A 25083-nucleotide genomic window follows, 5' to 3' on the forward strand; every position below is an offset into this window, starting at 1 on the left:
ACATATTAAATTATCTCCTACCTATATCACTTACCCCTAAGTTTCATATACTATAATTAGTATATATAGTTTTTAAGGGGGTTATTATTATATTTAAAACAATAAATTCATGTCACCCCAGAAAAGCCTTAGTAGATGGAATTAATAATGCTATCTTCAAAGCAAAACTAAAAGATATTAAATTTAACACATACCCAGCCATAATAGGTTGTATAATAGGCTGTATATTGCTAAAACCAGATTATGTATATGCTAAAGACACTGTACAAGAAAGTACAGAAGTCATTAATTTTTTATCTAAACTAGGACCACCAACATTACTTACAGCAGTAGAAATTTTTAAGGTAAGAGCTTACATTAAAAATTTAAAATCACACTTACATGAACCGTCCATATCACCATAATTATTTAAAACAAAAGAACATTCCATAATTAGTCCAACTAATTATGGAATGTTCTTTTTTACTATATTTCAACTAACGTATATTTATATTTTTGGTTTATGCAATGATTGTTATATCTATTCTATGCATATTAATGTAATATGGAATTCCTTTACTTTTTATAGAATTTCTTAATAGTTTCACAAACAAATTCTACTTCTTCCTCAGTTATCTCTGGGTATATAGGAAGTGCAATGATATCATTTGCTATTCTTTCAGATACTGGGAAATCGCCTTTTTTATATCCTAAGTATTCAAAACATTTTTGAAGATGAAGAGGTATTGGATAATAAATACTATTTCCTATTTCATTAACTTTTAGATATTCGCAAAGTTCATCTCTTCTTTCGGCTAATATATTAAATACATAATACACCGGCTTTAGATTTCCTTTAATTTTAGGTATTTTAATAAACTCACAATCTTGTAATCTATCTATATATAATTTTGCAATATGATTTCTCTTTTGAATTGCTTCGTTTATATATTTCATTTTCACTTGTAATATAGCCGCTTGAATTGAATCCAATCTTGAATTATATCCAATGTAATCATAATGATACTTCTTAGAAGCCCCATGAACCCTGTACATTTTAGTAATACGTGCTAAGTTTTCATCGTTAGTTACTATCATACCAGCGTCGCCATAAGCTCCTAAAGTCTTGGTAGGAAAGAATGAGAAAACACCAAAGTCTCCTATTGTACCTGCATGTCTAAAGTCTGATCCATTCCCTTTCCATCTCATACCAAACGATTCCGCAGCGTCTTCTAAAACCTTCAAATTATTTCTACTGGCTATGTCCATAATTTTATCCATATCACCCATTTGTGAAAATAAATGAATTGGAATAATCCCTACGGTATCCTTTGTTATTTCTTCTTCTATTTTGCCTACATCTATACTAAAAGTTTCTTCATCAATATCTACAAATACAGGTTTTGCCCTATGCTTTGCAATGCAAGATGTAGAAGCTAAGAAAGTAAAAGGTGAAGTTATTACTTCTTTCCCATCTTTAAAACCTAGTATATCAGAAGCCATTACTAAGGCATCTGTACCCGATGCAACACCAATTGCATATTTAGCTCCAGTAAATTTTCTAACTGCTTCTTCGAAGTCAGTTACCTCTGTGCCTAGCATCGATATTCCTCTTTCCATAACTCCTAGAACAGCATTGTTAAATTCCGACTTTTTATTAGTATATTCTCTTGTAGATGTATAAAATTTAACCTTCATAATAGGACCTCCTTTTATATAGTTGGCAATGTCAGTTAAATTTGAGCTTTATCCCATTATCTCTTCTACGCATCTTATTACTTTTTGCACCACATACTCTGCATCTTCTAACTTAAGCGTTGAGTATACTGGAAGTGTTATTTCATTTGCATATTGATTATATGCATTTGGATAATCCTTTATAGAATACCCAAGATTCTTATAAAGTGTAAACATTGGCAAAGGTGTAAAGTGAACATTTGTAGCTATGCTTATATCTGCAAGTTTTTGGATTACCTCATCTCTTTGCATATCATTAATTCCTTTTACTCTTAAAGGATATAGATGATATGATGTCTCTCTATTTTCATCCTTTATAAAAGGAATAATCGCCCACTGTTTAGTTTCAAGAGCTTTGGTATACACATTAAAAATATCTCTTCTTTGCTCAATCATTCCTTCATATCTTTGAAGTTGTGAAATCCCTATAGCTGCACTAATATCTGTCATATTACATTTCATCCCATCTGTTATAATATCATATTTCCAAGCTCCTGCTTTCATCTTAGCAAATGTATCCTTTGACTGACCTTGATAAGACGTTATTTTAAACTCTCGCAATAAATCTTCCTTCCCCTTAAATTTATTATCATTAAAAACAATTGCTCCCCCCTCTGATGTTGTTAAATTCTTCACCGCATGGAACGAAAAAACATTAAAATCAGCCTGTGTTCCAACTTTGTTTCCTTTGTATATTGCTCCAAATGAGTGAGCTGAATCTGATATAAATATAATATCTTCTCTATTTTTTTCCCTAAGTACTTCTTTTATAGCATCATAATCTACAGGAACCCCTGCAAAATCCACAGTTATTATAGCTTTCGTTTTAGGTGTAATTGTCATACCTAATTTTTGCTCATCTATTAAAAAACTGCCTTCTTTAACATCTACAAAAGTTGGCTTAACTCCCCTATGGATTATTACACTTGCTGTAGCTGTATATGTATAAGGTGTTGTAATAACTTCGTCACCCTCGCAAATGTTATAAACCTTTAATATAAGTTCTAAGCCTGCACTTGCACTTGAAAGTGCTACTGCATTATTTGCATGACAATACTTAGCAATTTGATCTTCAAATTCCATAGCCTTAGGCCCACTTGTAATCCACCCTGAATCTAGCACCTCCATTACAAGCTTTTTTTCTGTATCAGTTATGTCTGGAGGTGAAAAAGGAATATTCCTTATTTTCATTCATATCCTACCCTTCAAATTAAATTTTATTTTAATGTTTAACTATTCTAATTTATTTTTACTTAAATCTATAATTTATTCACAAAAATTTGCAGATATAAATCAATATACTTACTAAATGTCGTTAAATCTATTTTATCATAGTACTGCAGTAATCCTTAAATATTACAACAACCTTTTAAAAATTATTATACATTACTACCAATAAAAAAACTAAGTGATTATGAATTTATCTTCCATAATCACTTAGTTTTCATTAAATCATCACTTTTGCAGCTACAATATTAAAGCATTTCCTGCGGAGTTGCTCATGTTCTTATAATCTGAATTAAAATATCGTTAACATTTTCCAATCAATTCTTTCCTGTCAACATTAGAATTATATATTAGCCCAAATAGAATTAATAAGCCACCAATAATTTTCCCTTTTGAAATAAAACCCATTCTGAAATAATCAATAAGTATACCAGTAAAAAGCTGACCCATAAATATCAGCAAAGTAGTATAAATAGTAGGAATTTTAGGAATTACAATGTTCGAACTTGCAACAACTATTACTCCTAGTAACCCCCCTAAAAAAGCCCATGCTGGTATTGTAGTGTAACTACTAAGTGATGTGTTTACAGTGGTTTTCACTATAACTATAAGTAATATGGTACTTAATAATCCTACAATATAGTTTATAAGGGTTCCTTGAAAAATCCCTATTTCTTTAGCTAGATGTGAATTTACAATCATGGATATTATAGTAATACAGCCACATAAAATTGCTAAAATTATATACAACATACTTCCCCATCTCCTATTTAATATATTATCATTGTGACTAGCCCTAAAAATATTATAAAAAAACCGACAACTTTTTTCTTTTTAAACTTATAAATATTTAAACCAAATAGGCCATAATGGTCTATAAAGCAGGCTAATACTAATTGTCCAAATATACCTAATGATAAAGTTAGAGAAGCGCCAAGTAAATTGAAGCATAAACTATTTAAAAACACCATAAAAACTCCTATGAATCCACCGCTAAACAAATATAATGGAATGTTTTTGGGAATCTTAAACTTTTCTTTTTTAAATAATAAAACAGTAATAACAGCAATAAGTCCAACTATGTGAATTATTAATATTGATACATACTGATCTGTATAATTTGCTAAAATCCCATTAAAAGTCACCATTATAGCAATTAATATACCTATAAATACCGCAGATGCTTTATACATTTAATTTCCTCCACTCTTTAATTTGTTCATATGTCCCTTTTATAAGGTTACCATAGAAATTAAAAAAAACACACCATTTCCAATCTAAATACAAGTGCATTAGAAAAACTTGCAGGGGATTTATACGAATAAAGGGTATATATTTATATATAAATATATACCCTTCTTGCATATATTCCTATAAGCTTATTCACTTATAATATTATATACCTTTTATTCCCAAATGGAGTTGCACAGATGATTATTAACTTAACTTCAATTAGTTCATTATTATTTATAAAATAGCAATGCTATCTATTCCCATTCATTTTACCCTTTAATGCCTTAACTCTCCCATTTACATAATTTATAAGCTCACGCATATTGTCTTTTATTTCAGTTGGGGCACTAGTAACCATGGTAATTATATCTAATTTATTACCTTTTATTTCTTTGGCAACTTCATAAGCTAAGCACTTATTTTTCATTTTCCAATATGTAATGTTAAATTGATCTGCTTGGCGCTTATTATAATATCCTTTTTCAATACCAAATTGAAATAAATCTGCTGCTGATTCTAATTCCTCTAAATCTTGAACATCTAAAGTCTCATTTACTAAATCTTGAAATGTTTTCATTATAGCTCTCCTTTTTAACAAGTAATATTATTGATAATTTATATAATACTTAATATTACCTAGTTGTTTGTTTTTTTTAAGTTACCTTGACGAAATCTTTCCCACAACTTTTATATTTTAACACATATTAAAGAGTATTTAAATTGTATTTAAAAACAATTTTATAACTCTATGTTTAATCTATAACATTAAGATATATATTATCGCGTGAAGCTCACATGACTGAAGTCACATGCTTCTAAGATTGCTCTTAGATTTTCCCACATCATTGTCCTCGTTACCTACTAACTCCATGGGTGTTAAATTTCGGATACTTCCTACCCGCTTTGTTTATATTATATTAGCAAACTTCTTCTATATCTCACTTACTGTTGCAGCGAAATATGAAGGTCTTCATAAATGGCCTCCACATAATTTCTTCTTTAGTATTATTCCATATTCTTTAATTAATAATCTAGCCGATACTCCTTTTAATGCTTTCATTATATCAGGAATATATTGTTGAGTAATGAATTCTATTAATAAATGAATATGGTCTAAGTCACCACTCATTAAAACTACAGTAAATCCATTATCTTCAGCCATTTTATACGCTATCAAACAGAAAACTTCAGTGGGAGTATAAATATCCTTCTGAAGTCGTTAATACTTCAGCTCCGCAGGAGATGATTTAATATAAAAATGAGGTGGATAATTAGATTATCTACCTCATTTTGCATTCTATAGTATTAAGTACTATTTGTTTGCTTTTTCTACCCTAATTGTTTTTCCCTTTATTGTCCCGTTTTTAAGGGCTTCTAATACTAACTTGCCTTTTCCAGCCATGATATCTACATGAGAGAAACTATCTTGAATATCTATAATACCTATATCCTCAACACTAACACCCTCAATATTGCAAATAGTTCCTACAATATCTACATTTCTTATTTTTTTCCTTTTACCTGCACTGATATATATTTTCATTATATCGCTACTAAAATTAGATGCTTTAGTCTTTTTAATAATAGGCTTGGCATCATTTTTTTCATAAAATGCTTCCCTATATGGCTCAGACTCTTCCTTTGATGGAATTGGTTTTTTAGGTATCTCCATACCAATATAGTTTTCTATGTTTTGTAAAAATCTTTTTTCATGACGCGTTGTAAAAGTTATAGCTTTTCCCTTTTTGCCTGCACGTCCTGTTCTTCCTATTCTATGCACGTAATTTTCTTTTTCTAAGGGTAAATCATAATTTATAATATGAGTTATATCTTCTACATCAATACCTCTAGCAGCAACATCCGTAGCCACTAGAAATCTAAATTCACCTTTTTTAAATCTTTCCATAGCATCTAATCTATCATTTTGAAGTAACCCTCCATGTATCTTAATACATGAATAATGGCGATTTTTCATTTGATTTGTTATTGCATCAACATTTTCTTTTGTTCTACAAAATACTATACATGAATCTGGATTTTCAACATAAAGCGTTCTCTTAAGCAAACTGAGCTTCTTATCTTCCTCTACTTCATAGCAAACTTGATCAATTTTTTCAACGGTTAATTTTTCAGGGTTTATTTCTATTTTAACAGGATTCACCATGTATTTCATGCAAATTGCTTCAATAGATTCTGGTATTGTAGCTGAAAATAACATAGTAACTCTATTTTTAGGAACAGCTTTGATAACCTCTTCTACTTGTTCTATAAATCCCATGCTAAGCATTTCATCTGCTTCGTCTAATATTAAATATTTTATCTTGTCTAAATTAATAGTTCCTCTTTCAATATGATCTAAGGTTCTTCCTGGCGTACCTACTACTACGTGCACTCTTTGCTTTAACTGTTTCTTTTGCATTTCTATAGGTTGTTTACCAAAAACAGCTACGGCTCTAATTTTCTTATATCTACCTATTTGTGTTATATCCTGGCTCAATTGAAGAGCTAGTTCTCTAGTAGGTGTTAATACTAATGCTTGAGGCTCTGTTTCCTCTATATCTGCACTTTCACAAAGTGGAATAGCAAAAGCAGCTGTTTTCCCACTACCTGTTTGTGATTTTACTATGATATCATTACCTTTTAGGGCTATAGGTATTACCGCAGCCTGAACCTCTGAAGGATTTTTATATCCTAAATTATTAATTGCTTTTAATATTTCTTCACTAATATTAAATTCCTCAAATTTTATGTTACTCATTTTAACTTCCTTTCTTTTGTTCCATATATAATTTTTAAGTATAACTTAAATATATTTTCAACTCATAAGTTTATATTATACCATGTTTAAGCTTATAATTTCTATTATAAGTTTTAATATTCGACAAATTTATTTATTTGCATGCGACTAGTTTTAATAAAAAAAGAGATAATGAAGATTAAATCTTCATTATCTCTTTTTGTAGTTACATAGTTATTTTACTCACATGGAAATAAATAATTAGCTGCAATACGTACGTCTACTTCTTCTGGCTCTTCAATATCATCTGGAAGTACAAACACAAGTTTACGTCTAATCGTACCACATTGATTGCATTCATCCTCTTTACATAATATTGTAGTAAACCCTCTAAAAGTGATTATTCTACCAGCATTATCATATATAATACATGCAACAGCTACTGTTTTGCCAAAGCATACGTTATTTACTTGTATTCTTACAGTTAATAATTTTGCACCATGTTTTTCTATATTTACTGGTTCTGCATTAATAGAATGACATAATTCACATTCACAGTTATTATTATTATTTGAACAACCTGATTTACAATTATTTTCATCTCTACTCATTTTATAAAACTCCTTTTTGTATAAATTTAGAATAAGACGATACACACAGATACCGATTTATAAGTTATTCATACTTTTATAGATACATATATCACTAAAATATATTGTGGACATAATTTTTATGCGTTGATATATGTACTAATAAATCGGATTCATAGTTGAATTTGTCTTTATTATAAATTTACAATTTGTTTTATTAATGAGCTAAATATACTATATAATTCATATTTTTTATTATACTATACTATATTCACTGGTGCAGATATTGGTTAATAAAAATTACAATTTTTAAGAAAATTTTTCTTAAAAAACAACAAAATAGTAATTAATAAACCCTTAAGGAGTTATTAATTACTATTTTGTTAAGAGTAGCTTACTTATTAAGTAAAATAATTCTAACTACATTTTCACTAGCTCTTTCAATATTTTCCGGACCTTTTTCAAGTGCCTTATCAATTGTTTCAGCTTCTGATAATATGCCTATTATTGAATTTATTCCATGTGCATATAAAGCCTCTGCTCCATCACCTATTCGTCCTGCAAATGCAATAACAGGTATATTATATTCTTTAGCTATTAAAGCCACTCCAAGAGGTGCTTTTCCATAAAGTGTTTGTCCATCTATGCTTCCTTCTCCAGTAAATACATAATCTGCATCTTGCATTTTTTCTTTGAGATTAGTATGCTTCGTAACTAAATCTATTCCCCTTTTAAGTTCTGCGCAGAAGAAAGCAAGAAGCCCTGCACCTAGTCCCCCCGCTGCTCCTGCTCCAGGAATACTTTCAATATCTAAGCCTAACTGTTCTTTTATAATTTTTGCATAATGACTTAAATTATCATCTAAAATTTTAACTATTTCACCTGTTGCACCCTTTTGTGGTCCAAAAATATAAGAAGCACCATTTTTGCCTGTTAAAGGATTAGTAACATCACAGGCTACTTCAATCTTAGTATCTTTTATCCTCTTATCTAGTCCATTTAAATCTATCTTATGAAGAAGATTTAAATATCCACCGCCTAAATTAATCTCTTCATTATCCTTTGTTAAGAGCTTTCCACCAAGTGCTTGTATCATTCCCGCACCGCCGTCATTTGTGGCACTACCGCCTATTCCTATAATCAGATGGTTAACACCTGCATCAAGAGCCGCTTTAATCAATTCTCCCGTACCATAAGTTGTAGTCAAAAGAGGGTTTCTTTTTTCCCTAGGCACAAGATGCAACCCACTGGCGCTAGCCATCTCAATTACTGCTGTTTTTTTATCTCCAAGCACTCCAAATGTAGCTAGAACTTCATCACCAAGGGGTCCTTTAACCAGCGTTTTGTATAGTTCACCTTCTGTTGCATCTACAAGAGACTGCACCGTTCCTTCTCCACCGTCAGCCATTGGAACCTTCACACATTCCGCATGTGGAATGATTTTTTTGATTCCTCTCTCCATGGCCTCCGCTACTTCTTTTGCTGTCATACTTTCCTTAAATGAATCTGGTGCTAACACAAATTTCATATATATCTATCCTTTCCAAAGTGAATTACTAATTTAAACCTGTGAGATATTCTTTATTATTAATTGTTATAATCAATTACTTAGAGCTCTATTTCATTATTCCAAATATTATAGTTGACACTAAAGTCATAGTTAAACCTACTAATGATTCATATGGTATAAGTTTTAATCTTCCCTTCATATCCATAAATATACTTCCACCTGTTGCATGAAAAAAACTCCCGTGTGGAAGATGATCTAAAACTGTTGCTCCACTATGAATCATTGCCGCTGCTGAAAGAGGTGAGATTCCTAGTTCTAATATAGTTCCACCAAATACTGTACTTGCTACTGCAGTACCAGATGTAGTTGATGCTGTAGCCGCAGACATTAATATTCCTGCTATAGGCGCTAATGCATATGCAGGAAGGCCTGAAGCACTAAGTCCTTGCACAATTACATCTTTTAACCCAGAATTAGCTATAATTCCTGCAAGCGTTCCTGTACCAATAAGTAAAATAGCTACTCCACTCATTTTTGTTAACCCAACAATTGAGTATTTATTTAAGTTTTTTATTTTTCCCATAGCAAGAGCTCCAACGGTCCCTCCGATTGGTAATGCTATTAGTGGATCTATACTAATTTTGAATAAAGGTCTAAGAGAAAGTAATACTATAGCAACTATTGGTCCAGCAATTGCTGATAAAAAGCTTGGTTTTTGCTCAACTTCACAATCAACTTCGCCTTTTTCAACAAAATTTCCTTTTTTAATTAGCTTTTTCGCTATTATGCATGTAACAATAAGGCCAAATACTGCTGGCACTATACCTGCTGCCATAACTGATGTTAATGGCACTTTAAATGCATCCGCTGCTGCTATAGCATTAGGATTAGGAGACATAATATTTCCTGCTTTTCCCCCACCTATCATAGCAATAAGAATCGATGATTTAGATAAATTAGCACGAATGGCAATAGACATCGCTATTGGTGCTACTGTAATAACTGCTACGTCTACAAAAACTCCTACAGATGTCAGTACTAAAGTTGCGAGTGCTAGTGCTACTAGAGAATTATTTTCTCCTATTTTATCTACAATAGTTTCTGCAATCTTTGCAGCAGCACCAGATTCTATAAGGACTCCTGCTAAAACTCCGGCAGTAAGTATTCTAAGGATTGCCGGCATTATACCTTTTGCACCATCAATCATAAATACTACAGTGTTTGTTAGTCCTACTCCACCTACTAAACCACCTATTAATGCACCTAATATAAGGGCATATGCTGGATGAACTTTTTTAATTATTAAAAAAATTGCTAATATAAGTGCAATAATTGCGCCTAATGCGGTTACTTGCATATTAACTCCTCCTCTGTTGTTCTCTTTTTTATATTGTAAACGAATTCAAAAAAATAAACATTAGGCATTTGTTTAATAATCAAACTATAATTTTTGTGCATATGAACAATTATAGTTTGGATAAGATATACGCAGTATATAATTGGAACAAGTCAATAAAGTTTTTGGGGTTTTTCCCAGTAACTTCTTCAACTTTATCTAACCTATAATTCAATGTATTTCTATGAATATGAAGTTCCTCAGAACTTTTATTTACTTGTCCATTCATATTTATATAAGTACTTAATGTCGATAGTAAGTTTAATTGATTCTCAGCTTCTAAATTCTCGATTATTTTTTTCATATCATTATTTCCTTTAAAACTTGATAACAATGAAATAAAGGCTATATCTTTGTATAAATAAATTTTTCTTTTGCTTTCAATTTTTTTCCCAATTCCAAGTGCCTTCGTTGCTTGCTTAAATGATGTACCGAAAATATTTTCACTATATCCTATTCCTATTTGAAAGCAACAGTCCTCTTCTTTGCATAAGAACCTTTCTAATCTCTTAGTAACAAAACTATCGTAATACATAAAAGTTACTATAGTAGATGGATTTAATTTCAAATAAAATTCATCATTCCTTAAAAAATTCATTAATTTACTCTTTACTTTCCCCATGTAGTCCTCTCTAAAAGTTAAAACCACAGCTACCCTTGGAATAGATACATCAATTCCCAAAGAATCTCCTCTTTCTTTAAAATCCTGACTATAGTCATTGTTTAGATAAATTAATTCATATAAAAACTCCTCTTTTAGCTGTTCATTAATTTTTCTTTGACATAAAACGTACTCCTGATTTACTAGAAGTTCCGCAGTTATTCTAACCAACTCAACAAAAGGGCGAACCTCCTTTGGTACACCTGTAATCCCTATAACGCCAATGATTTTGTCTTGAAAAATTATTGGCGTATTTACTCCTGGTTTTGTACATAATCCACCTTCTGAAATTGCAATCATCTTTTTATTAGATATAGCTTCCATAGCTCCCTCATGCAACTTATAAAGTCTATTTTTATCTCCACTTCCAATAATCATTCCCTTATCATTCATTATATTTACGTTATATGGTATTACATTCATCATTCTATCCACTATACTTTGTGCTTGTTGCTCTGTCAGCGTAATCATATGTTTATCACTCCATTCTTAAAATATATACTGATATTAATATTTTACACCAATTTTCAATGTTATTCTAAAATCAAGACCTAAAATTTAAATTTCTAATGTAATTTTAACGTTCTACTAATAAATCTTTAATCCTCCAATCTTATAATGAAAACATAGAAAACAAATAAAAACGAGGAGGAATTAAAATGTCAATAAATTTAGAACAAATTGATGAATTAAGAAAAAGAGCTAATGTAAGTTATGAGGATGCTAAAAACGCCTTAGAGCAAAGTGCCGGAGACCTTATTGAAGCTTTAGTATATCTTGAAAAGCAAAACAAAATTAAAGCGGAGGAGAATCCTTGCAGTGAAAGCATTTTTTTTAAAGAGGTAAAAAATCTTATTAAAAAAGCCAATGAAACAAAGCTAATAGTTAAAAAAGATGATGCTGTAGTATTAAATATCTGTGTAACACTAGCCATTATAATAACTATAGTAGCTTTCCCCCTAGTAATTGGAGCATTAATATTAGCCTTAGCAACTAATCATAAAATAAGAATTCAAAAGAAAAACAATGAAGATTCAGAAGCAAACAAGATTTTTGATAAGATGTCTGTTGCTGTTAATAAGGTGACTACAAAAATTACCGAAGAAATGAAAACTGAATAAGGCACACGAAAATAAAATACTAAAAACCTACACCTTATCAATGTAGGTTTTTTAAAAAATTTAAAATATGTAGTTAATTGTCTGTAATTATATATGAAATAATATATAATAAAGCTATTAATATAATATATTTTGGAGGTACAGTCTATATATGAGTGGGCAAAAGATTTTAATAATTGAGGATGAAATAAAAATAGCACGGTTTCTTGAGTTAGAATTAAAGTATGAGGGTTATATTGTTGAGCAATGTCATGACGGACGTGAGGGTTTAGATAAGGCCATTAATGATTTTTTTGATCTCGTAATCCTTGATGTTATGTTGCCTTCCTTAAATGGCCTTGAGGTATTAAGAAGACTTAGGCAAGTGTCCTCAGTTCCTATTATAATGCTTACTGCGAAAGATGAAATAATGGATAAAGTTATGGGCCTTGACATAGGTGCCGATGACTATATGACTAAGCCTTTCGCTATTGAAGAATTACTTGCAAGAATAAGAACAGCATTAAAAAAAACACTTGTATTCAATGAAAGCAGAAATATATTGTCTATTGGAGAATTGACCATAGACTTAGATCAACATGTGGTTACATTTAAGGATAACTCTATAGAACTAACTAAGACAGAATTTGATTTACTTAAGTACCTAATGGATAATAAAAATATTGTTCTTACAAGAAATAAAATCATAGATATTGTATGGGGATATGAATATATGGGTGATACTAATGTAGTAGATGTATATATTAGATATTTAAGAAGTAAAATAGATGATAAGTTTAACTTGAAGTTTATTCATACGGTGCGAGGGGTGGGATATGTTTTAAAAGATGAATAATTTAAAATCTATCCTTAAGCTCTTATTACAATCATTACGGTTAATTTTTAAGTTAATTAGAATAATCCTTTTGTTTATGCCAACATTATTGAAAAAATTATCTCGCATAATACATAAACTGCTAAGATTTTCAATTAGTTTTAAGATGACTGCAGTCTATACTCTCATTTTTTCTATTACACTGTTACTTTTAAGTGTTGGTTTAATTATAGGCTTTAGATTCTATCTATTGAATGAAGCTAAGGGTGAACTTACTAAATATAGTGCAGTAGCTATTAAATATGCTAAATTAAACAAAGACCCTCAGGACATTAATGTTGATATTTTTTCTAATATAAAATATGTAACCTTCAGTATTTTTGATGAAAAAGAAAGTCTTCTTTTAACTACTGAAAAGGATAAAAAAAATGTATATTTTAATAAAGATAGCTCACCTAACCCAGCTACAAATGAAACAAATCAACAACTTGTTTTTGTTACTACTAAGTTAGACCAGAACAATAAAATATTTTTCCTTCAACTTTCTAAAAATCTAGAAAATGAAAACAAATATTGGGATGTTTTTGCATTTATTATTTTCATAATAAATATATTCTCTTTAATTATTACATTAGGTATTGGCTCTAAAGCAAGTAAAAAAATGCTTCTGCCTATAAAAAATATGACAGAAACCACAAAATCTATTTCAATTAATGCCTTGGAAAAGAGGCTAAACGTTAGCAATTCTCACGATGAGTTAAAACAGCTAGCCGAAAACTTTAATGAAATGCTGGATCGCATTCAAATTTCCTATGAAATGCAAAATCAATTTGTATCAGACGCCTCCCATGAACTCAGAACTCCCATAGCCGTTATAAAAGGCTATGCAAATATGTTGTCCCGTTGGGGAAAAGATGACAAAGCGGTACTCGACGAATCTATAATCGCTATTAAAAGCGAGTCTGAAAATATGCAGCAATTAGTAGAAAAACTTCTCTTCCTTGCAAGAAGTGACAAAAATACTCAAAGACTTTCCAAACAAGAATTTTATTTCGATCAATTAGTATTTGAAATCGTAAAAGAAACAAAACTAATTGATGGCCATCATGAAATTTCAACTGATATTAATGAAACTGTAATTATTTATGCAGATAAAAAATTATTAAAACAAGCATTACGAATTTTCATTGATAATAGCATAAAGTATACTCAAAGTGGTGGAAGTATTAAGTTAAATAGCTATATTAGAAAAAATAATTTAGTAATTGAAATTATAGATACGGGAATAGGTATTTTTAAAGAAGATCTCCCCTATATTTTTAATAGATTTTATAGATGTGATAAATCAAGAGCAAAAGAAAGTGGCGGAACAGGCCTTGGCTTATCTATTGCGAAATGGATTATTGGTGAACATAACGGCTCCATTATAGTAGAAAGCAAACCTAAAATGGGGACAACTATAAGGATTGGACTTCCAATAAAGAATAAATTATAACATAAAAAAGAGATGATAATTACTACAATTAATTGTATAATTCAAAAAGCAGTAGTTCACTTTCATGTACTGCTGCTTTTTTTGTATATTAGTTGTAATAAACTCCTCAAGATTGGCTTTTAAAGTTTATCTGATTAATTAATTTTTTTAAATGAGTTAACTCTTCAATTCATCACTAAATCTTCAGATCTTACTTATAAATGTTTGGGTTCTTGTTTGCATGTTAATTATATCACAATTTTATGATAGTTGTAAATAGTTTTTATGATTTTTTTACCATTCTATTATGCTTTAGTATCAATTAGTCTCCTACAATACTTTAAAATTCTCTGAAAACGATTATATATATGGGTTTTATTCTAAATAACATCAAATTTTTTTCATCATTATTAATTTATGCCAAAATGAAAGTATGTTATCTTTTAAACAAAGTGTTATCTTTTTTCATTTAGCTTAGTGTTTTATATGCTTTTTATAAAAAACCATAATTTTAAAATTTCATAAAATAAATTCTCTTACATTTGTGTTTTTATCTTTTTTATAATGAAATTCTCTAAAATATACAAATATTTATTAAATCATAGTTTATATTGTTTTACATACACTATGATTATGTGATATGATTAAATTTGAGTTTATTATTAAATCTATTCAGATATTATATTTATTTAATAAGATGTTTTTAAGGAACGTTTAAATATTGTTTATAACTTTTGAAATATGGGATTTATCTCATTAGCAAATTTTTAAACCTTTACTTAATACGTTTTTACAATAGTAAATTATCTTCGCTATTGTACTTTTATTGCTATAAAATTATGCTTATTAAAATATATTAAAAAATATCGGTTAGTAGAGATGTTTTAATTTATATTCAAATTTATAACTATATTATATGAGGAGTGATATTATGCAAATAAGATTAGGCTACGTGGCTACTGCCTTAAAGTCAGCAAAGATAACTTCTGCTAGCACAGTAACTTTTTCTACATATACCAAACAATCGACGGCTAGAGATAAGCTTGAAAAGCTACAAAAGGTAGCTGTATCAAACGTTAATGATTTGCATAAAATTCTAGAATACGTTGTAAAAAACAATGTCCATTTTTATAGAATAACTTCTGCTTTAATCCCTTTAGCAACTCATCCTGAAGTTACAGATTGGGAATTTAGAAGAATTTTAAAAATGGATTTTGAATGGCTTGGAAATTTTATTAACAACAACAATTTAAGAGTAGATACTCATCCTGATGAATCTAATGTCATAAATAGTTCTAAGGAAGAAGTAATAAAAGCTACTGCAAAAAATCTACAATTCCACGCCAATCTTTTTAAGGATATTAACTATCCCTTAGGAAAAATGGTATTACACATTGGTGGTAAAGAAGGCGGAAAGCTCGCTGCTACAGAAAGATTCTTTAAGAATTTCAATAACTTACCAAAGGAAATAACTGAGTTATTAGTATTTGAAAATGATGATAAAAGCTTTACTACTAAAGAAGTATTAAACATATGCAAAGAAATAAATGTGCCTATGGTACTAGATGTACATCATCATAACTGCAACAACGGTGGTGATGAACTAGAACCTATGTTGAAAGATATATTTTCTACTTGGGAAGGTGAGCCTTTAGCACCAAAAGTACATTTTTCAAGCCCAAAAACTAGTGAAAAAGATAAAAAGCATGCTGATAACATTGATGCAGCATCATTCATCGAGTTTATTGAAAAATGTATTCCTTTAGGAATAGACTTAGATATACTATTAGAGGCAAAACAAGCAGATTTGGCTTTCAATCAACTTTTAGAGGATGTAAGAGTTTTTAAACCTGAGTGGACTTGGCTTGATAATAGTACTTTAGAATTTCAATAAAACAGATTTATAAAAGAGAAGATTTTAACAATAGAAATATTGTTGAAGTCTTCTCTTTATGTAAAATTATTTACATATCTTAGTCGTTTCTTATCAAATGTAAATAATTCTTAATGAAAAAATTGTTTACATTTAATAATTTTAATGCTATTATTATAATAATAAATTCGTTGAACAGGAATAGTAGTTAAAGTCATGCAAATTCAGAGAGCTGAGGATAGTGTAATCTCAGTATTGATAACTTTAGTGAATGGACCTGCTAGAAGTAACCCGAAATCAAATTTTGAGAGTAGTAGTTACCGGACGCCCACTGTTAAAAGGGCTAGAGCATTTCAGTGCTCGAATTATAAGATATGTTTAGTTTTTTTGTAGCATAATTTAGGTGGTACAGCGAATATCCTTCGCCCTAATACAGGGCGAAGGTTTTTTTTATTTTAAATAATAAAGTAAAGGTGGTGGTTAATTTGATGTTCTGAAAGATATTTGCTTTTAAAATAATAATAAACCATTTAACGACATTTCAGAAGGAAAGTATCCCACTCCTATGAGTGGGCGTTCTATACTATAACAAAAATAAAACTGTATAGGGAGTATAAATCTCGTTCTGAAGTCTTCAATTCATCTTCTTCGAAGCTGTGCAACACCGTAGGTGATGATTTAACTCTAAATTATTTTGAAAAGGAGCTTTTTTTATGAAAACAAATAAACTAATAATAACGTCTCTATTACTTGCAATCGGTCTTATATTGCATCAAATTGTTCCAGGTATCTTTTTAGGAATGAAACCAGATTTTTTATTAGTATTTATGATTTTGTCCCTAACATTAACTAAAGATCTTAAGATAACCATTATTACAGGAATAGTAGCAGGTATTTTAGGTGCCTTATCTACGACTTTTCCAGGCGGCCAACTTCCTAACATTATAGATAAGGTTATAACTTCAATAATTATATACGGGTTATATAAGTATCTCAATCCTAATTCTCCTCTTAAATTAGGGTGCATTTATTTTCTTGGAACTATAATAAGTGGAAGTATTTTTCTTGGTTCAGCTCTTATTCTATTTGCTTTACCTGCACCTTTTTTAATCCTCTTCGTATCCATAGTGCTTCCTACTTCAGTGATTAATTCTTTTATCGGGTTTTCCCTACATAAACTTATTATAAGTAACCCAGCAATTAAGAATTTATTTATAAACTATTAAAAATTAAAGAATCAAGCTCTAAGATCTTGATTCTTTAATCTAAAATATATATTGTTTTATTTCACCTTAAGAACTTATTTTCCATTTTATTGAAACTTTAAAGATACTATGACTTATTTTTGTTTTGGATAGTATCCTTTAAAAGCATCTTCATAATCCTCTGGTTTATGGAATTCTTGAACTTCACTCGTAAAAGTTTTTTTATCCTCACTTTGCTTTTCTTTTCTCACTTCTCTATTCTTATCGTTACCCAAAATAACATCTCCTTTTGCTTATTTTGATATCTAAACATTTATTGTATTTTCTAACTATTCTACATATAGTATTTACAAAAATACATTAATTATATGTTTTTAAGTAAATTTTTTTAAATTAGTATTAGTGCAAATGATAAATGGAACGATACTATTTACCCTAGGGACGCACTTACAATTTCAAGCATCCCATCAAGTGGACAAGTTAGCACCACAAGGCACTCTACAAAGCATTACGAAGAGCACACCTGGAGCTGTAGCCGTAAATAGGGTTCAAAGTTCACAGCAGCATCTGAAGCTTCAAAAGGAACAGACCCAACTAAAGGAGCCTTGTATTTTTATGATAGTACTGCAACAAATGAGTGGTTAACTTCAAAGACAGTAGCTACTTCCGTAGGCAATTTAACCCTTGATTACTAATGAATCTATTTTGAGTATTTATTAAACATAAAAAAAAACTTCCACTATCTTGTGAAAGTTTGCTTTTTTATGTTTAATGTTTTTTTCATATAAGTGTTAAAGTTATACTTCGCGTACTCATTACATATTATTAACCTAATCAAAAAAATGTAATGAGCAACTATAAACACCAAATAGCGCTTTTATAATTGTTCATTACATTTTTAGACTATTAGTCTCTCAAAATTAAACAGAGAATTAGGTACGATTAATTACAATAGATATTTTTGAAGAACAAATTAACATTCTTCTATTGCATCGACCGAAATCAATACATCTACTCCCTAGAAAGGAGGTGATCCAGCCGCAGGTTCTCCTACGGCTACCTTGTTACGACTTCACCCCAATCATCAATCCCACCTTCGGCCGCTGGCTCCTTACGGTTACCTCACGGACTTCGGGTGTTACCAACTCTCATGGTGTGACGGGCGGTGTGTACAAGGCCCGGGAACGTATTCACCGCGACATGCTGATTCGCGATTACTAGCAACTCCGGCTTCATGTAGGCGAGTTGCAGCCTACAATCCGAACTGGGATGAGTTTTTGAGTTTGGCTCCACCTTGCGGTCTTGCATCTCTTTGTACTCACCATTGTAGCACGTGTGTAGCCCTAGACATAAGGGGCATGATGATTTGACGTCATCCCCACCTTCCTCCCGGTTAACCCGGGCAGTCTCACTAGAGTGCTCAACTTAATGGTAGCAACTAATGATAAGGGTTGCGCTCGTTGCGGGACTTAACCCAACATCTCACGACACGAGCTGACGACAACCATGCACCACCTGTCACCCTGTCCCGAAGGACTTCGCCCATCTCTGGGTTATGCAGGGGATGTCAAGTCTAGGTAAGGTTCTTCGCGTTGCTTCGAATTAAACCACATGCTCCGCTGCTTGTGCGGGCCCCCGTCAATTCCTTTGAGTTTTAATCTTGCGATCGTACTCCCCAGGCGGAATACTTAATGTGTTAACGGCGGCACCGAGGTTCGACCCCCGACACCTAGTATTCATCGTTTACGGCGTGGACTACCAGGGTATCTAATCCTGTTTGCTCCCCACGCTTTCATGCCTCAGCGTCAGTTACAGTCCAGTAAGTCGCCTTCGCCACTGGTGTTCTTCCTAATCTCTACGCATTTCACCGCTACACTAGGAATTCCACTTACCTCTCCTGCACTCTAGACACCCAGTTTCAAATGCAGCACCCAAGTTAAGCTCGGGTATTTCACATCTGACTTAAATGTCCGCCTACGCATCCTTTACGCCCAGTAAATCCGGACAACGCTTGCCACCTACGTATTACCGCGGCTGCTGGCACGTAGTTAGCCGTGGCTTCCTCCTCTGGTACCGTCATTATCGTCCCAGAAGACAGAACTTTACAACCCGAAGGCCTTCATCATTCACGCGGCGTTGCTGCGTCAGGGTTTCCCCCATTGCGCAATATTCCCCACTGCTGCCTCCCGTAGGAGTCTGGACCGTGTCTCAGTTCCAATGTGGCCGATCACCCTCTCAGGTCGGCTACGCATCGTCGCCTTGGTGAGCCGTTACCTCACCAACTAGCTAATGCGCCGCGGGTCCATCTCAAAGTGGAATTTTCCGAAGAAAAATCCTTTGATGTTTCGATCATGCGACCAAAACATATTATGCGGTATTAATCTCCCTTTCGGGAGGCTATTCCCCTCTTTGAGGCAGGTTACCCACGTGTTACTCACCCGTCCGCCGCTAATCCACCCCGAAAGGTTTCATCGCTCGACTTGCATGTGTTAGGCACGCCGCCAGCGTTCGTCCTGAGCCAGGATCAAACTCTCAATTTAAAAGTTTACACTTTTTTAGTTGAAATGATTAATCTGCGACAACTGTTAAGTTGTTACGCAAGCTCATTACATACTTTTAGTCTTATGACTAAATTTTACTTTATACTAAAGTAATTAACTGGTTTAACGAAATATTATTTCGCTATCTTTACCTATTTCTCTGTTTAATTTTCAAAGACCAATTTACGTTATACATTCGTCAACAAGTGACTACATTTACTATTCTATCAGTTAAAATTGTACATGTCAACACTTTTATTTGTTTTTAGATGTTTAGCAACATTTTATAAGTAAATCCCATACTTTTATAAGTGAAATAATAACAATTGATAATTGTCATCTCCCCTAGAAGTAATTGCTACAAAAAAAGAAGCCTATCAGCTTCTTTTTGTAACATATATATTTTATTACTTTTATAGGCCTAGTTTAGCAACTACTTTTTCCTTATCAAACCCAACCATTTCTTCTCCATTTATATCTATTACCGGTACAGACCTATAGCCTTTTTTTATAAGCGCTTTTTTTGCTTCTAAATTTTCAGAAATATTATGCTCTATATATACAATATTATTTTCTTCGAAAAACTCCTTAGCCATATGACAAAATCCACAAGCATTGCTTGTATAAATCTCAACTTTATTCATAAATAACCTCTCCTTTATTCTTGTTTTTTAACTTAAATTGCATATAATTAAACTTATTTTTATAGTAGCACCTTTCTTTTCTTAAGTCAATAATATTAGATGCTGTTTTTTTACAATAACTACTAAATCGTATTAATAATAATTCTTATTTAACTAGTATGGTCTAAATTTATTAATATGTTTTCTTCTTTTATATTTACATATATTATTTATAATATTATGATAGTCTTAACACTATATGTTAGTGACAAAATAATTTATAATTATTTTATATTCTAGATAACTACAATAATAAATATAAGGAGATAACCGATAATGATGAAATTATTAGAAATAATAAACATGGCAAAAACAGAGCATAAATTGTGTAAAGAAGAAATCATTGCTCTTTTGAGTTGCAATGATATAGACCAAGAACTATTTAATGCAGCTGATGAAGTTCGAAAAAAATATTTAGGGGATGAAGTTCATCTTAGAGGACTTATTGAATTTACGAATATATGCAAAAGAAATTGTCATTACTGCGGACTAAGACGAGATAATAAAAATTTAGTTAGATACAGATTAACGCAGGAACAAATTTTAGACTTTGCCACTAAAGCTAAGTCATTTGGCTATAAAACTATAGTACTTCAAGGTGGTGAAGATGATTATTACACAAGAGATAGAATTATCAGAATAATAAAGGGAATAAAGGCTTTAGATTTAGCTCTAACTTTAAGTATAGGTGAAAAAACTTATGATGAATATAAAGCTTTTAGAGACGCTGGTGCTGATAGGTATCTTTTAAGAATTGAGACAACGGATAAAAACCTATATGAAGATATAGACCCAGGCATGAGCCACGAAAACAGACTGAATTGCTTAACGATATTAAAAGAATTAGGCTATGAAGTTGGAACTGGTGTTATGGTTGGTCTCCCAAACCAAACTATAGAGTCCTATGCGAATGATATATTATTTTTCAAAGAAATAAATGCTGACATGCTAGGCATAGGTCCTTTTATTCCAAATGAAGACACCCCACTTGCAACTGCCAAGGGTAAGGAGCTAACTATGGCCCTTAAAGTTATGGCTATAACACGTTTGCTCCTACCAGACATTAACATACCTGCGACAACTGCTATGGAGTCCTTAAACAAAAATGGAAGACTAATGGCTCTGCAAAGCGGCGCCAATGTAGTTATGCCTAATGTTACAGAAGGCGAATACAGAAAGCATTATGCACTGTACCCAGGTAAAATATGTACTGGGGATACTCCCGCTCATTGTCGTGGATGCATAACCGGTAAGGTTAATAGTATTGGAAGAACGATTTCAACTAATTATGGTTTTAGAGGAGATCAACCTACTAAGTAATTTTACAATGCAAAAGAGCCCTAAGGCCCTTTTTTTAACGAAATGTTTTTTTAGCTTCTTTTATTGGTTTATTATTGACTGGTTCGCCTTCTGCATCCACAATTCCAGGCTTATTATGTTTTTTATTTAAATCATGCTGTATATTCATTTTTGTAGCTTTATTTGGCATTAAAAACTCCCCTTTCTAAGATTATATTATCCTAGAAAGGTAGTTTTTATTCTATACTTTTGATTTTTAAAACTTCAATATATTAAAACAACTTCAAAATTAGTAAATGGAGTAATAGATCTAATTCTGTAAACAAAATGGAAAAGAACTGCTCAATTTAAATTAAGCAGTTCTTTTCCATCTTATAGAACACTCTATTAGCGAATAAAGTTCATGAATATTTTTTCTTCTCTTTCTGGCGCTTTAATATTTTCTTTTCCATTTTCAACTAATTTCATAAGCCATGCCATATTCTTCCCAAGCACTCTCATAATTTGCACCCCTTCTTCATCTTGTAATGCCTCACCGGGGCTTGTACCGTGAATAACATTCCAATAATTCGAAGTTGGCATTAACATTTCCGAATAATTAATATAATTGTTTATCTGATTAAAAGTTGGAATTCCACCAGAACGCCTTACAGCAATAACGGAAACACCAACTTTATGTCTTAGCATTCCCTCATTATTACCCGCAACATAGAAAGCTCTATCTAGAAATGATTTCATAGTTCCTCCAATTGATGCGTAGTGTACAGGAGATCCTAAAATTATTCCATCTGCTCCATTCATTTTTTGAATCCACTCGTTAACATCATCACCTGGAAGCACACATTTTTCATTTTTATTTTTTGCACATTGATTACAAGCAGTACATCCCCTAATTGACTTGCCACCTACATGAATGATTTCCGTTTCTATTCCTTCTTTTTCAAGTTCATTTGCAACCATTTTTATTGCATGATAAGTATTTCCTTCTTTATTGGGACTACCATTAATAGCTACAACTTTCATTTATTCTACCTCCTAATTTTATTCTCCGAATAAAATATTTTGTTATATCAATTTATATAAATTAACCTCTGACTGACTTTCTTGTAAATCTTCAAATTGGGGAACAATGCTAGTGAAATGTTCTGAGATGTTATGACTCTTAATTACATCTTCATTTTCCCACTCTTCTATAAATGTTAATACATTACATTTGTTAGCGTCTTGATATAAATTGTACGATATATTTCCTTTTTCTTTTCTGCTTTCTTTTATAAGTTTTTCTGCTAAACGCTTGAATTCTTCTACTTTGGCTTGTTTAATTGAATTTTTTGCGACTATAGTAATCATTAAATTTTCACACTCCTTAGTATTATATTAAATACATTTCTACTTGAAAGTATACGCCATTAAAAAACATAGAACAAGTACACATTTTTTTGTAATATAACTTACCAAAAGGTATGAAATGTTGCATTGTTTTTTTACTTTAATGAATTTTCAATAGCCTTTAAATATGCTTTGGAAGTTACTGTTGCCCCTGAAATAACATCTACATTAGTATTTTGTTTTTCTAGAACCTTACTTAGCAGGGCTTTTGTAACCTCTGGTTTTGAGAAAAAAACATCCTTTACCACATCTATTTTAATAATTTTATGTTCTTTAATTATTATATTCATCTCATTAGACCATCTTCCAGCATTATATTTCCCATTGTACATTCCATCACTTAATGATGACAAATTCACATCATTAACGACTAGATTGATACCCGATTCGAGCCCACGAGTAACAAAAAGCACTCCGACTATAGCAATTAAAAATAGGAGAATGGATATAGATACTGTAACTTTTAAAATTTTCTTCATTTAATCCCACCCTCCCTCAACTTAACCATTGTTTATTACCTGTGCAAATTTATTAATATTTTCCTTTGAAAGCGTTGATGTATCCTTATTAGTTTTACTAATCTTCTTAATAATAAATCTTTCAAGGACATTCATTTTTTTAAATATGAACTCTCCTCCGAAGTATTGTGTTGCAATTGCATCTGTTAACAATTCTTCGGGAAAAGATGTGTGTATCTGTTTTTCTGCCATCTCATTTTCACTCATACAACAAATAAAAAATCCAAGTTTCTTCTTTTTTAATGCACTAATATTTTTTAAACAAAACGAATTTACCTCCTTTTGAATTCTCCCCATGTAGATTGATCCGCCGATAATAATGTTATCAAACAAAATCATTTCCGGCATACTTTCCTTTTTTATATCTACAATTTTCACTTCACCATGTAGCTTACCTTTTAAAATATTGCTACATTTTTCTGTGCAACCATGCTTAGATGCATAAATAATAACTGTTTTCATACTTGCCCCCCCCTTTATTTTAATAATCCATTAATAAGAATTTCAAAATGATGATTTATAAGTCTCTCTTTTTGTTGCTTAGTAATATTTTTTTCTAATATTAATCTAGAAACAAGCCCATGAGTAGATGTCCATATTATTTGTGCAGTAAGCTCAATATCCATTTTTCTGAAAATGTTTTTTCTGATCGCCAACTCTACTAACTTACAAAGCCCTTGTATACTTTTTCTTTCCTTTGAAATACCCTCCTGCAGCATATTTACCTTTTCTTGTATAGTTTCAATATCATTCATTAAAACAACCCTAAATTGCTGTGGATTTTCTAGCATAAGTTCAATATAAGACTTCATCCCATTTACTATTGTCTTATCTGGGTTTTCAGTATCTATAGGAATCTCACTTATAATTTTTAATATGTTTCCATACCCTTCCGCTACAACAAAAGACACTATTTCAGCCTTATCCTTAAAATAGTGATAAATAATACCTGGAGAATACTCAATCCTACTAGCAATCTTACGAATAGATAAATTTTCATAGCCTTCTTCCACTAATATATCATTTGTGGCATCTATTATTTTTTTTCTTATGATCTCTTTTTCGAATTGTCTTCTTTCTGTTATTCCCATAATCCC

28 protein-coding genes, 1 rRNA gene and 1 other annotated feature are annotated in these 25083 nt (G+C 31.3%); of the genes, 9 read left to right on the plus strand and 20 right to left on the minus strand.

Annotated features, from left to right (window positions below):
* Positions 1–227 precede the first annotated feature (227 nt).
* Complete coding sequence (locus tag ACWJJ2_RS04825; protein ID WP_220319758.1) at positions 228–404, plus strand: hypothetical protein; 177 nt, start codon at positions 228–230, stop codon at positions 402–404.
* A gap of 151 nt (positions 405–555) precedes the next feature.
* Here ACWJJ2_RS04825 and ACWJJ2_RS04830 read toward each other — a convergent pair whose 3' ends face one another.
* The 11 genes from ACWJJ2_RS04830 to ACWJJ2_RS04880 form a co-directional block, all read right to left on the minus strand.
* A complete protein-coding gene (locus tag ACWJJ2_RS04830) occupies positions 556–1677 on the minus strand; it encodes a DegT/DnrJ/EryC1/StrS family aminotransferase (protein WP_220319759.1) in 1122 nt (373 codons plus the stop codon).
* Between the two features lie 48 nt (positions 1678–1725).
* Complete coding sequence (locus ACWJJ2_RS04835; protein ID WP_220319767.1) at positions 1726–2901, minus strand: DegT/DnrJ/EryC1/StrS family aminotransferase; 1176 nt, start codon at positions 2899–2901, stop codon at positions 1726–1728.
* A gap of 345 nt (positions 2902–3246) precedes the next feature.
* Positions 3247–3696, minus strand: a complete 450-nt coding sequence (locus ACWJJ2_RS04840; protein ID WP_165413497.1) for a DMT family transporter — start codon at positions 3694–3696, stop codon at positions 3247–3249.
* A 17-nt stretch (positions 3697–3713) separates the two neighbouring features.
* Positions 3714–4136 (minus strand): DMT family transporter, encoded by a 423-nt coding sequence (locus tag ACWJJ2_RS04845; RefSeq protein WP_165413496.1) that lies wholly within the window; start codon positions 4134–4136, stop codon positions 3714–3716.
* Positions 4137–4426: 290 nt separating this feature from the next.
* A complete protein-coding gene (locus tag ACWJJ2_RS04850) occupies positions 4427–4753 on the minus strand; it encodes a hypothetical protein (RefSeq protein WP_165413495.1) in 327 nt (108 codons plus the stop codon).
* 393 nt (positions 4754–5146) lie between these two features.
* Entirely contained in the window at positions 5147–5338 is a 192-nt protein-coding gene (locus tag ACWJJ2_RS04855; RefSeq protein ID WP_462953930.1) for a transposase, read from the minus strand.
* Between the two features lie 150 nt (positions 5339–5488).
* Entirely contained in the window at positions 5489–6934 is a 1446-nt protein-coding gene (locus tag ACWJJ2_RS04860; RefSeq protein ID WP_165413493.1) for a DEAD/DEAH box helicase, read from the minus strand.
* Positions 6935–7152: 218 nt separating this feature from the next.
* Positions 7153–7524: a hypothetical protein gene (locus ACWJJ2_RS04865; RefSeq protein WP_462953931.1), complete on the minus strand. Its 372-nt coding sequence runs from the start codon at positions 7522–7524 to the stop codon at positions 7153–7155.
* Positions 7525–7897: 373 nt separating this feature from the next.
* Positions 7898–9031 carry a glycerate kinase gene (locus tag ACWJJ2_RS04870; protein ID WP_220287656.1) on the minus strand — a complete coding sequence of 378 codons (1134 nt, stop codon included), beginning with the start codon at positions 9029–9031 and terminating at the stop codon, positions 7898–7900.
* 88 nt (positions 9032–9119) lie between these two features.
* Positions 9120–10370: a GntP family permease gene (locus ACWJJ2_RS04875; protein WP_462953932.1), complete on the minus strand. Its 1251-nt coding sequence runs from the start codon at positions 10368–10370 to the stop codon at positions 9120–9122.
* 109 nt (positions 10371–10479) lie between these two features.
* Positions 10480–11541: a CdaR family transcriptional regulator gene (locus ACWJJ2_RS04880; RefSeq protein WP_216304295.1), complete on the minus strand. Its 1062-nt coding sequence runs from the start codon at positions 11539–11541 to the stop codon at positions 10480–10482.
* Between the two features lie 188 nt (positions 11542–11729).
* Between ACWJJ2_RS04880 and ACWJJ2_RS04885 the strand changes: the two genes are divergently transcribed.
* From ACWJJ2_RS04885 to ACWJJ2_RS04905, 5 genes are all read left to right on the plus strand, one after another.
* Positions 11730–12191 carry a DUF4342 domain-containing protein gene (locus ACWJJ2_RS04885; RefSeq protein WP_216304294.1) on the plus strand — a complete coding sequence of 154 codons (462 nt, stop codon included), beginning with the start codon at positions 11730–11732 and terminating at the stop codon, positions 12189–12191.
* Positions 12192–12342: 151 nt separating this feature from the next.
* Complete coding sequence (locus tag ACWJJ2_RS04890) at positions 12343–13026, plus strand: response regulator transcription factor (protein ID WP_216304293.1); 684 nt, start codon at positions 12343–12345, stop codon at positions 13024–13026.
* Positions 13027–13255: 229 nt separating this feature from the next.
* Positions 13256–14500, plus strand: coding sequence for a HAMP domain-containing sensor histidine kinase (locus ACWJJ2_RS04895; protein ID WP_462953933.1), 1245 nt, complete (start codon positions 13256–13258; stop codon positions 14498–14500).
* A 910-nt stretch (positions 14501–15410) separates the two neighbouring features.
* Entirely contained in the window at positions 15411–16373 is a 963-nt protein-coding gene (uvsE, locus tag ACWJJ2_RS04900) for a UV DNA damage repair endonuclease UvsE (protein ID WP_216304291.1), read from the plus strand.
* Positions 16374–16534: 161 nt separating this feature from the next.
* Positions 16535–16785 (plus strand) — a binding site (T-box leader).
* 280 nt (positions 16786–17065) lie between these two features.
* A complete protein-coding gene (locus ACWJJ2_RS04905; RefSeq protein ID WP_462953934.1) occupies positions 17066–17578 on the plus strand; it encodes a tryptophan transporter in 513 nt (170 codons plus the stop codon).
* A 113-nt stretch (positions 17579–17691) separates the two neighbouring features.
* Here ACWJJ2_RS04905 and ACWJJ2_RS04910 read toward each other — a convergent pair whose 3' ends face one another.
* Positions 17692–17832 carry a hypothetical protein gene (locus ACWJJ2_RS04910; RefSeq protein WP_216304289.1) on the minus strand — a complete coding sequence of 47 codons (141 nt, stop codon included), beginning with the start codon at positions 17830–17832 and terminating at the stop codon, positions 17692–17694.
* A 196-nt stretch (positions 17833–18028) separates the two neighbouring features.
* On the opposite strand from ACWJJ2_RS04910, the gene ACWJJ2_RS04915 reads away from it, so the two are divergent.
* Both ACWJJ2_RS04915 and ACWJJ2_RS04920 read left to right on the plus strand, forming a co-directional pair.
* Positions 18029–18202, plus strand: coding sequence for a hypothetical protein (locus ACWJJ2_RS04915; protein WP_253198291.1), 174 nt, complete (start codon positions 18029–18031; stop codon positions 18200–18202).
* Positions 18163–18252: a hypothetical protein gene (locus ACWJJ2_RS04920; RefSeq protein ID WP_253198288.1), complete on the plus strand. Its 90-nt coding sequence runs from the start codon at positions 18163–18165 to the stop codon at positions 18250–18252. Before ACWJJ2_RS04915 ends, ACWJJ2_RS04920 begins: the two co-directional genes overlap by 40 nt.
* A gap of 327 nt (positions 18253–18579) precedes the next feature.
* On the opposite strand, the gene ACWJJ2_RS04925 is transcribed toward ACWJJ2_RS04920, so the two are convergent.
* Both ACWJJ2_RS04925 and ACWJJ2_RS04930 read right to left on the minus strand, forming a co-directional pair.
* Positions 18580–20097: ribosomal RNA gene (locus ACWJJ2_RS04925) — 16S ribosomal RNA — on the minus strand.
* A gap of 413 nt (positions 20098–20510) precedes the next feature.
* Positions 20511–20741 (minus strand): glutaredoxin family protein, encoded by a 231-nt coding sequence (locus ACWJJ2_RS04930; protein ID WP_165414326.1) that lies wholly within the window; start codon positions 20739–20741, stop codon positions 20511–20513.
* A 315-nt stretch (positions 20742–21056) separates the two neighbouring features.
* Between ACWJJ2_RS04930 and hydE the strand changes: the two genes are divergently transcribed.
* Entirely contained in the window at positions 21057–22100 is a 1044-nt protein-coding gene (gene hydE, locus ACWJJ2_RS04935) for a [FeFe] hydrogenase H-cluster radical SAM maturase HydE (protein WP_216304031.1), read from the plus strand.
* A gap of 34 nt (positions 22101–22134) precedes the next feature.
* On the opposite strand, the gene ACWJJ2_RS04940 is transcribed toward hydE, so the two are convergent.
* From ACWJJ2_RS04940 to ACWJJ2_RS04965, 6 genes are all read right to left on the minus strand, one after another.
* Positions 22135–22269 (minus strand): hypothetical protein, encoded by a 135-nt coding sequence (locus ACWJJ2_RS04940; protein ID WP_258280693.1) that lies wholly within the window; start codon positions 22267–22269, stop codon positions 22135–22137.
* 197 nt (positions 22270–22466) lie between these two features.
* Positions 22467–23102: a flavodoxin family protein gene (locus tag ACWJJ2_RS04945; protein ID WP_216304032.1), complete on the minus strand. Its 636-nt coding sequence runs from the start codon at positions 23100–23102 to the stop codon at positions 22467–22469.
* 42 nt (positions 23103–23144) lie between these two features.
* Positions 23145–23429, minus strand: coding sequence for a putative quinol monooxygenase (locus ACWJJ2_RS04950; protein WP_216304033.1), 285 nt, complete (start codon positions 23427–23429; stop codon positions 23145–23147).
* A 134-nt stretch (positions 23430–23563) separates the two neighbouring features.
* Complete coding sequence (locus ACWJJ2_RS04955) at positions 23564–23947, minus strand: FMN-binding protein (RefSeq protein WP_216304034.1); 384 nt, start codon at positions 23945–23947, stop codon at positions 23564–23566.
* 21 nt (positions 23948–23968) lie between these two features.
* Complete coding sequence (locus tag ACWJJ2_RS04960; protein ID WP_216304035.1) at positions 23969–24448, minus strand: flavodoxin domain-containing protein; 480 nt, start codon at positions 24446–24448, stop codon at positions 23969–23971.
* Between the two features lie 14 nt (positions 24449–24462).
* The gene (locus ACWJJ2_RS04965) at positions 24463–25077 is read right to left on the minus strand and encodes a TetR/AcrR family transcriptional regulator (RefSeq protein ID WP_462954313.1); all 615 of its coding nucleotides are present in this window, start codon (positions 25075–25077) and stop codon (positions 24463–24465) included.
* Positions 25078–25083: the final 6 nt, after the last annotated feature.

Source organism: Clostridium sp. CM039, from assembly GCF_055081075.1.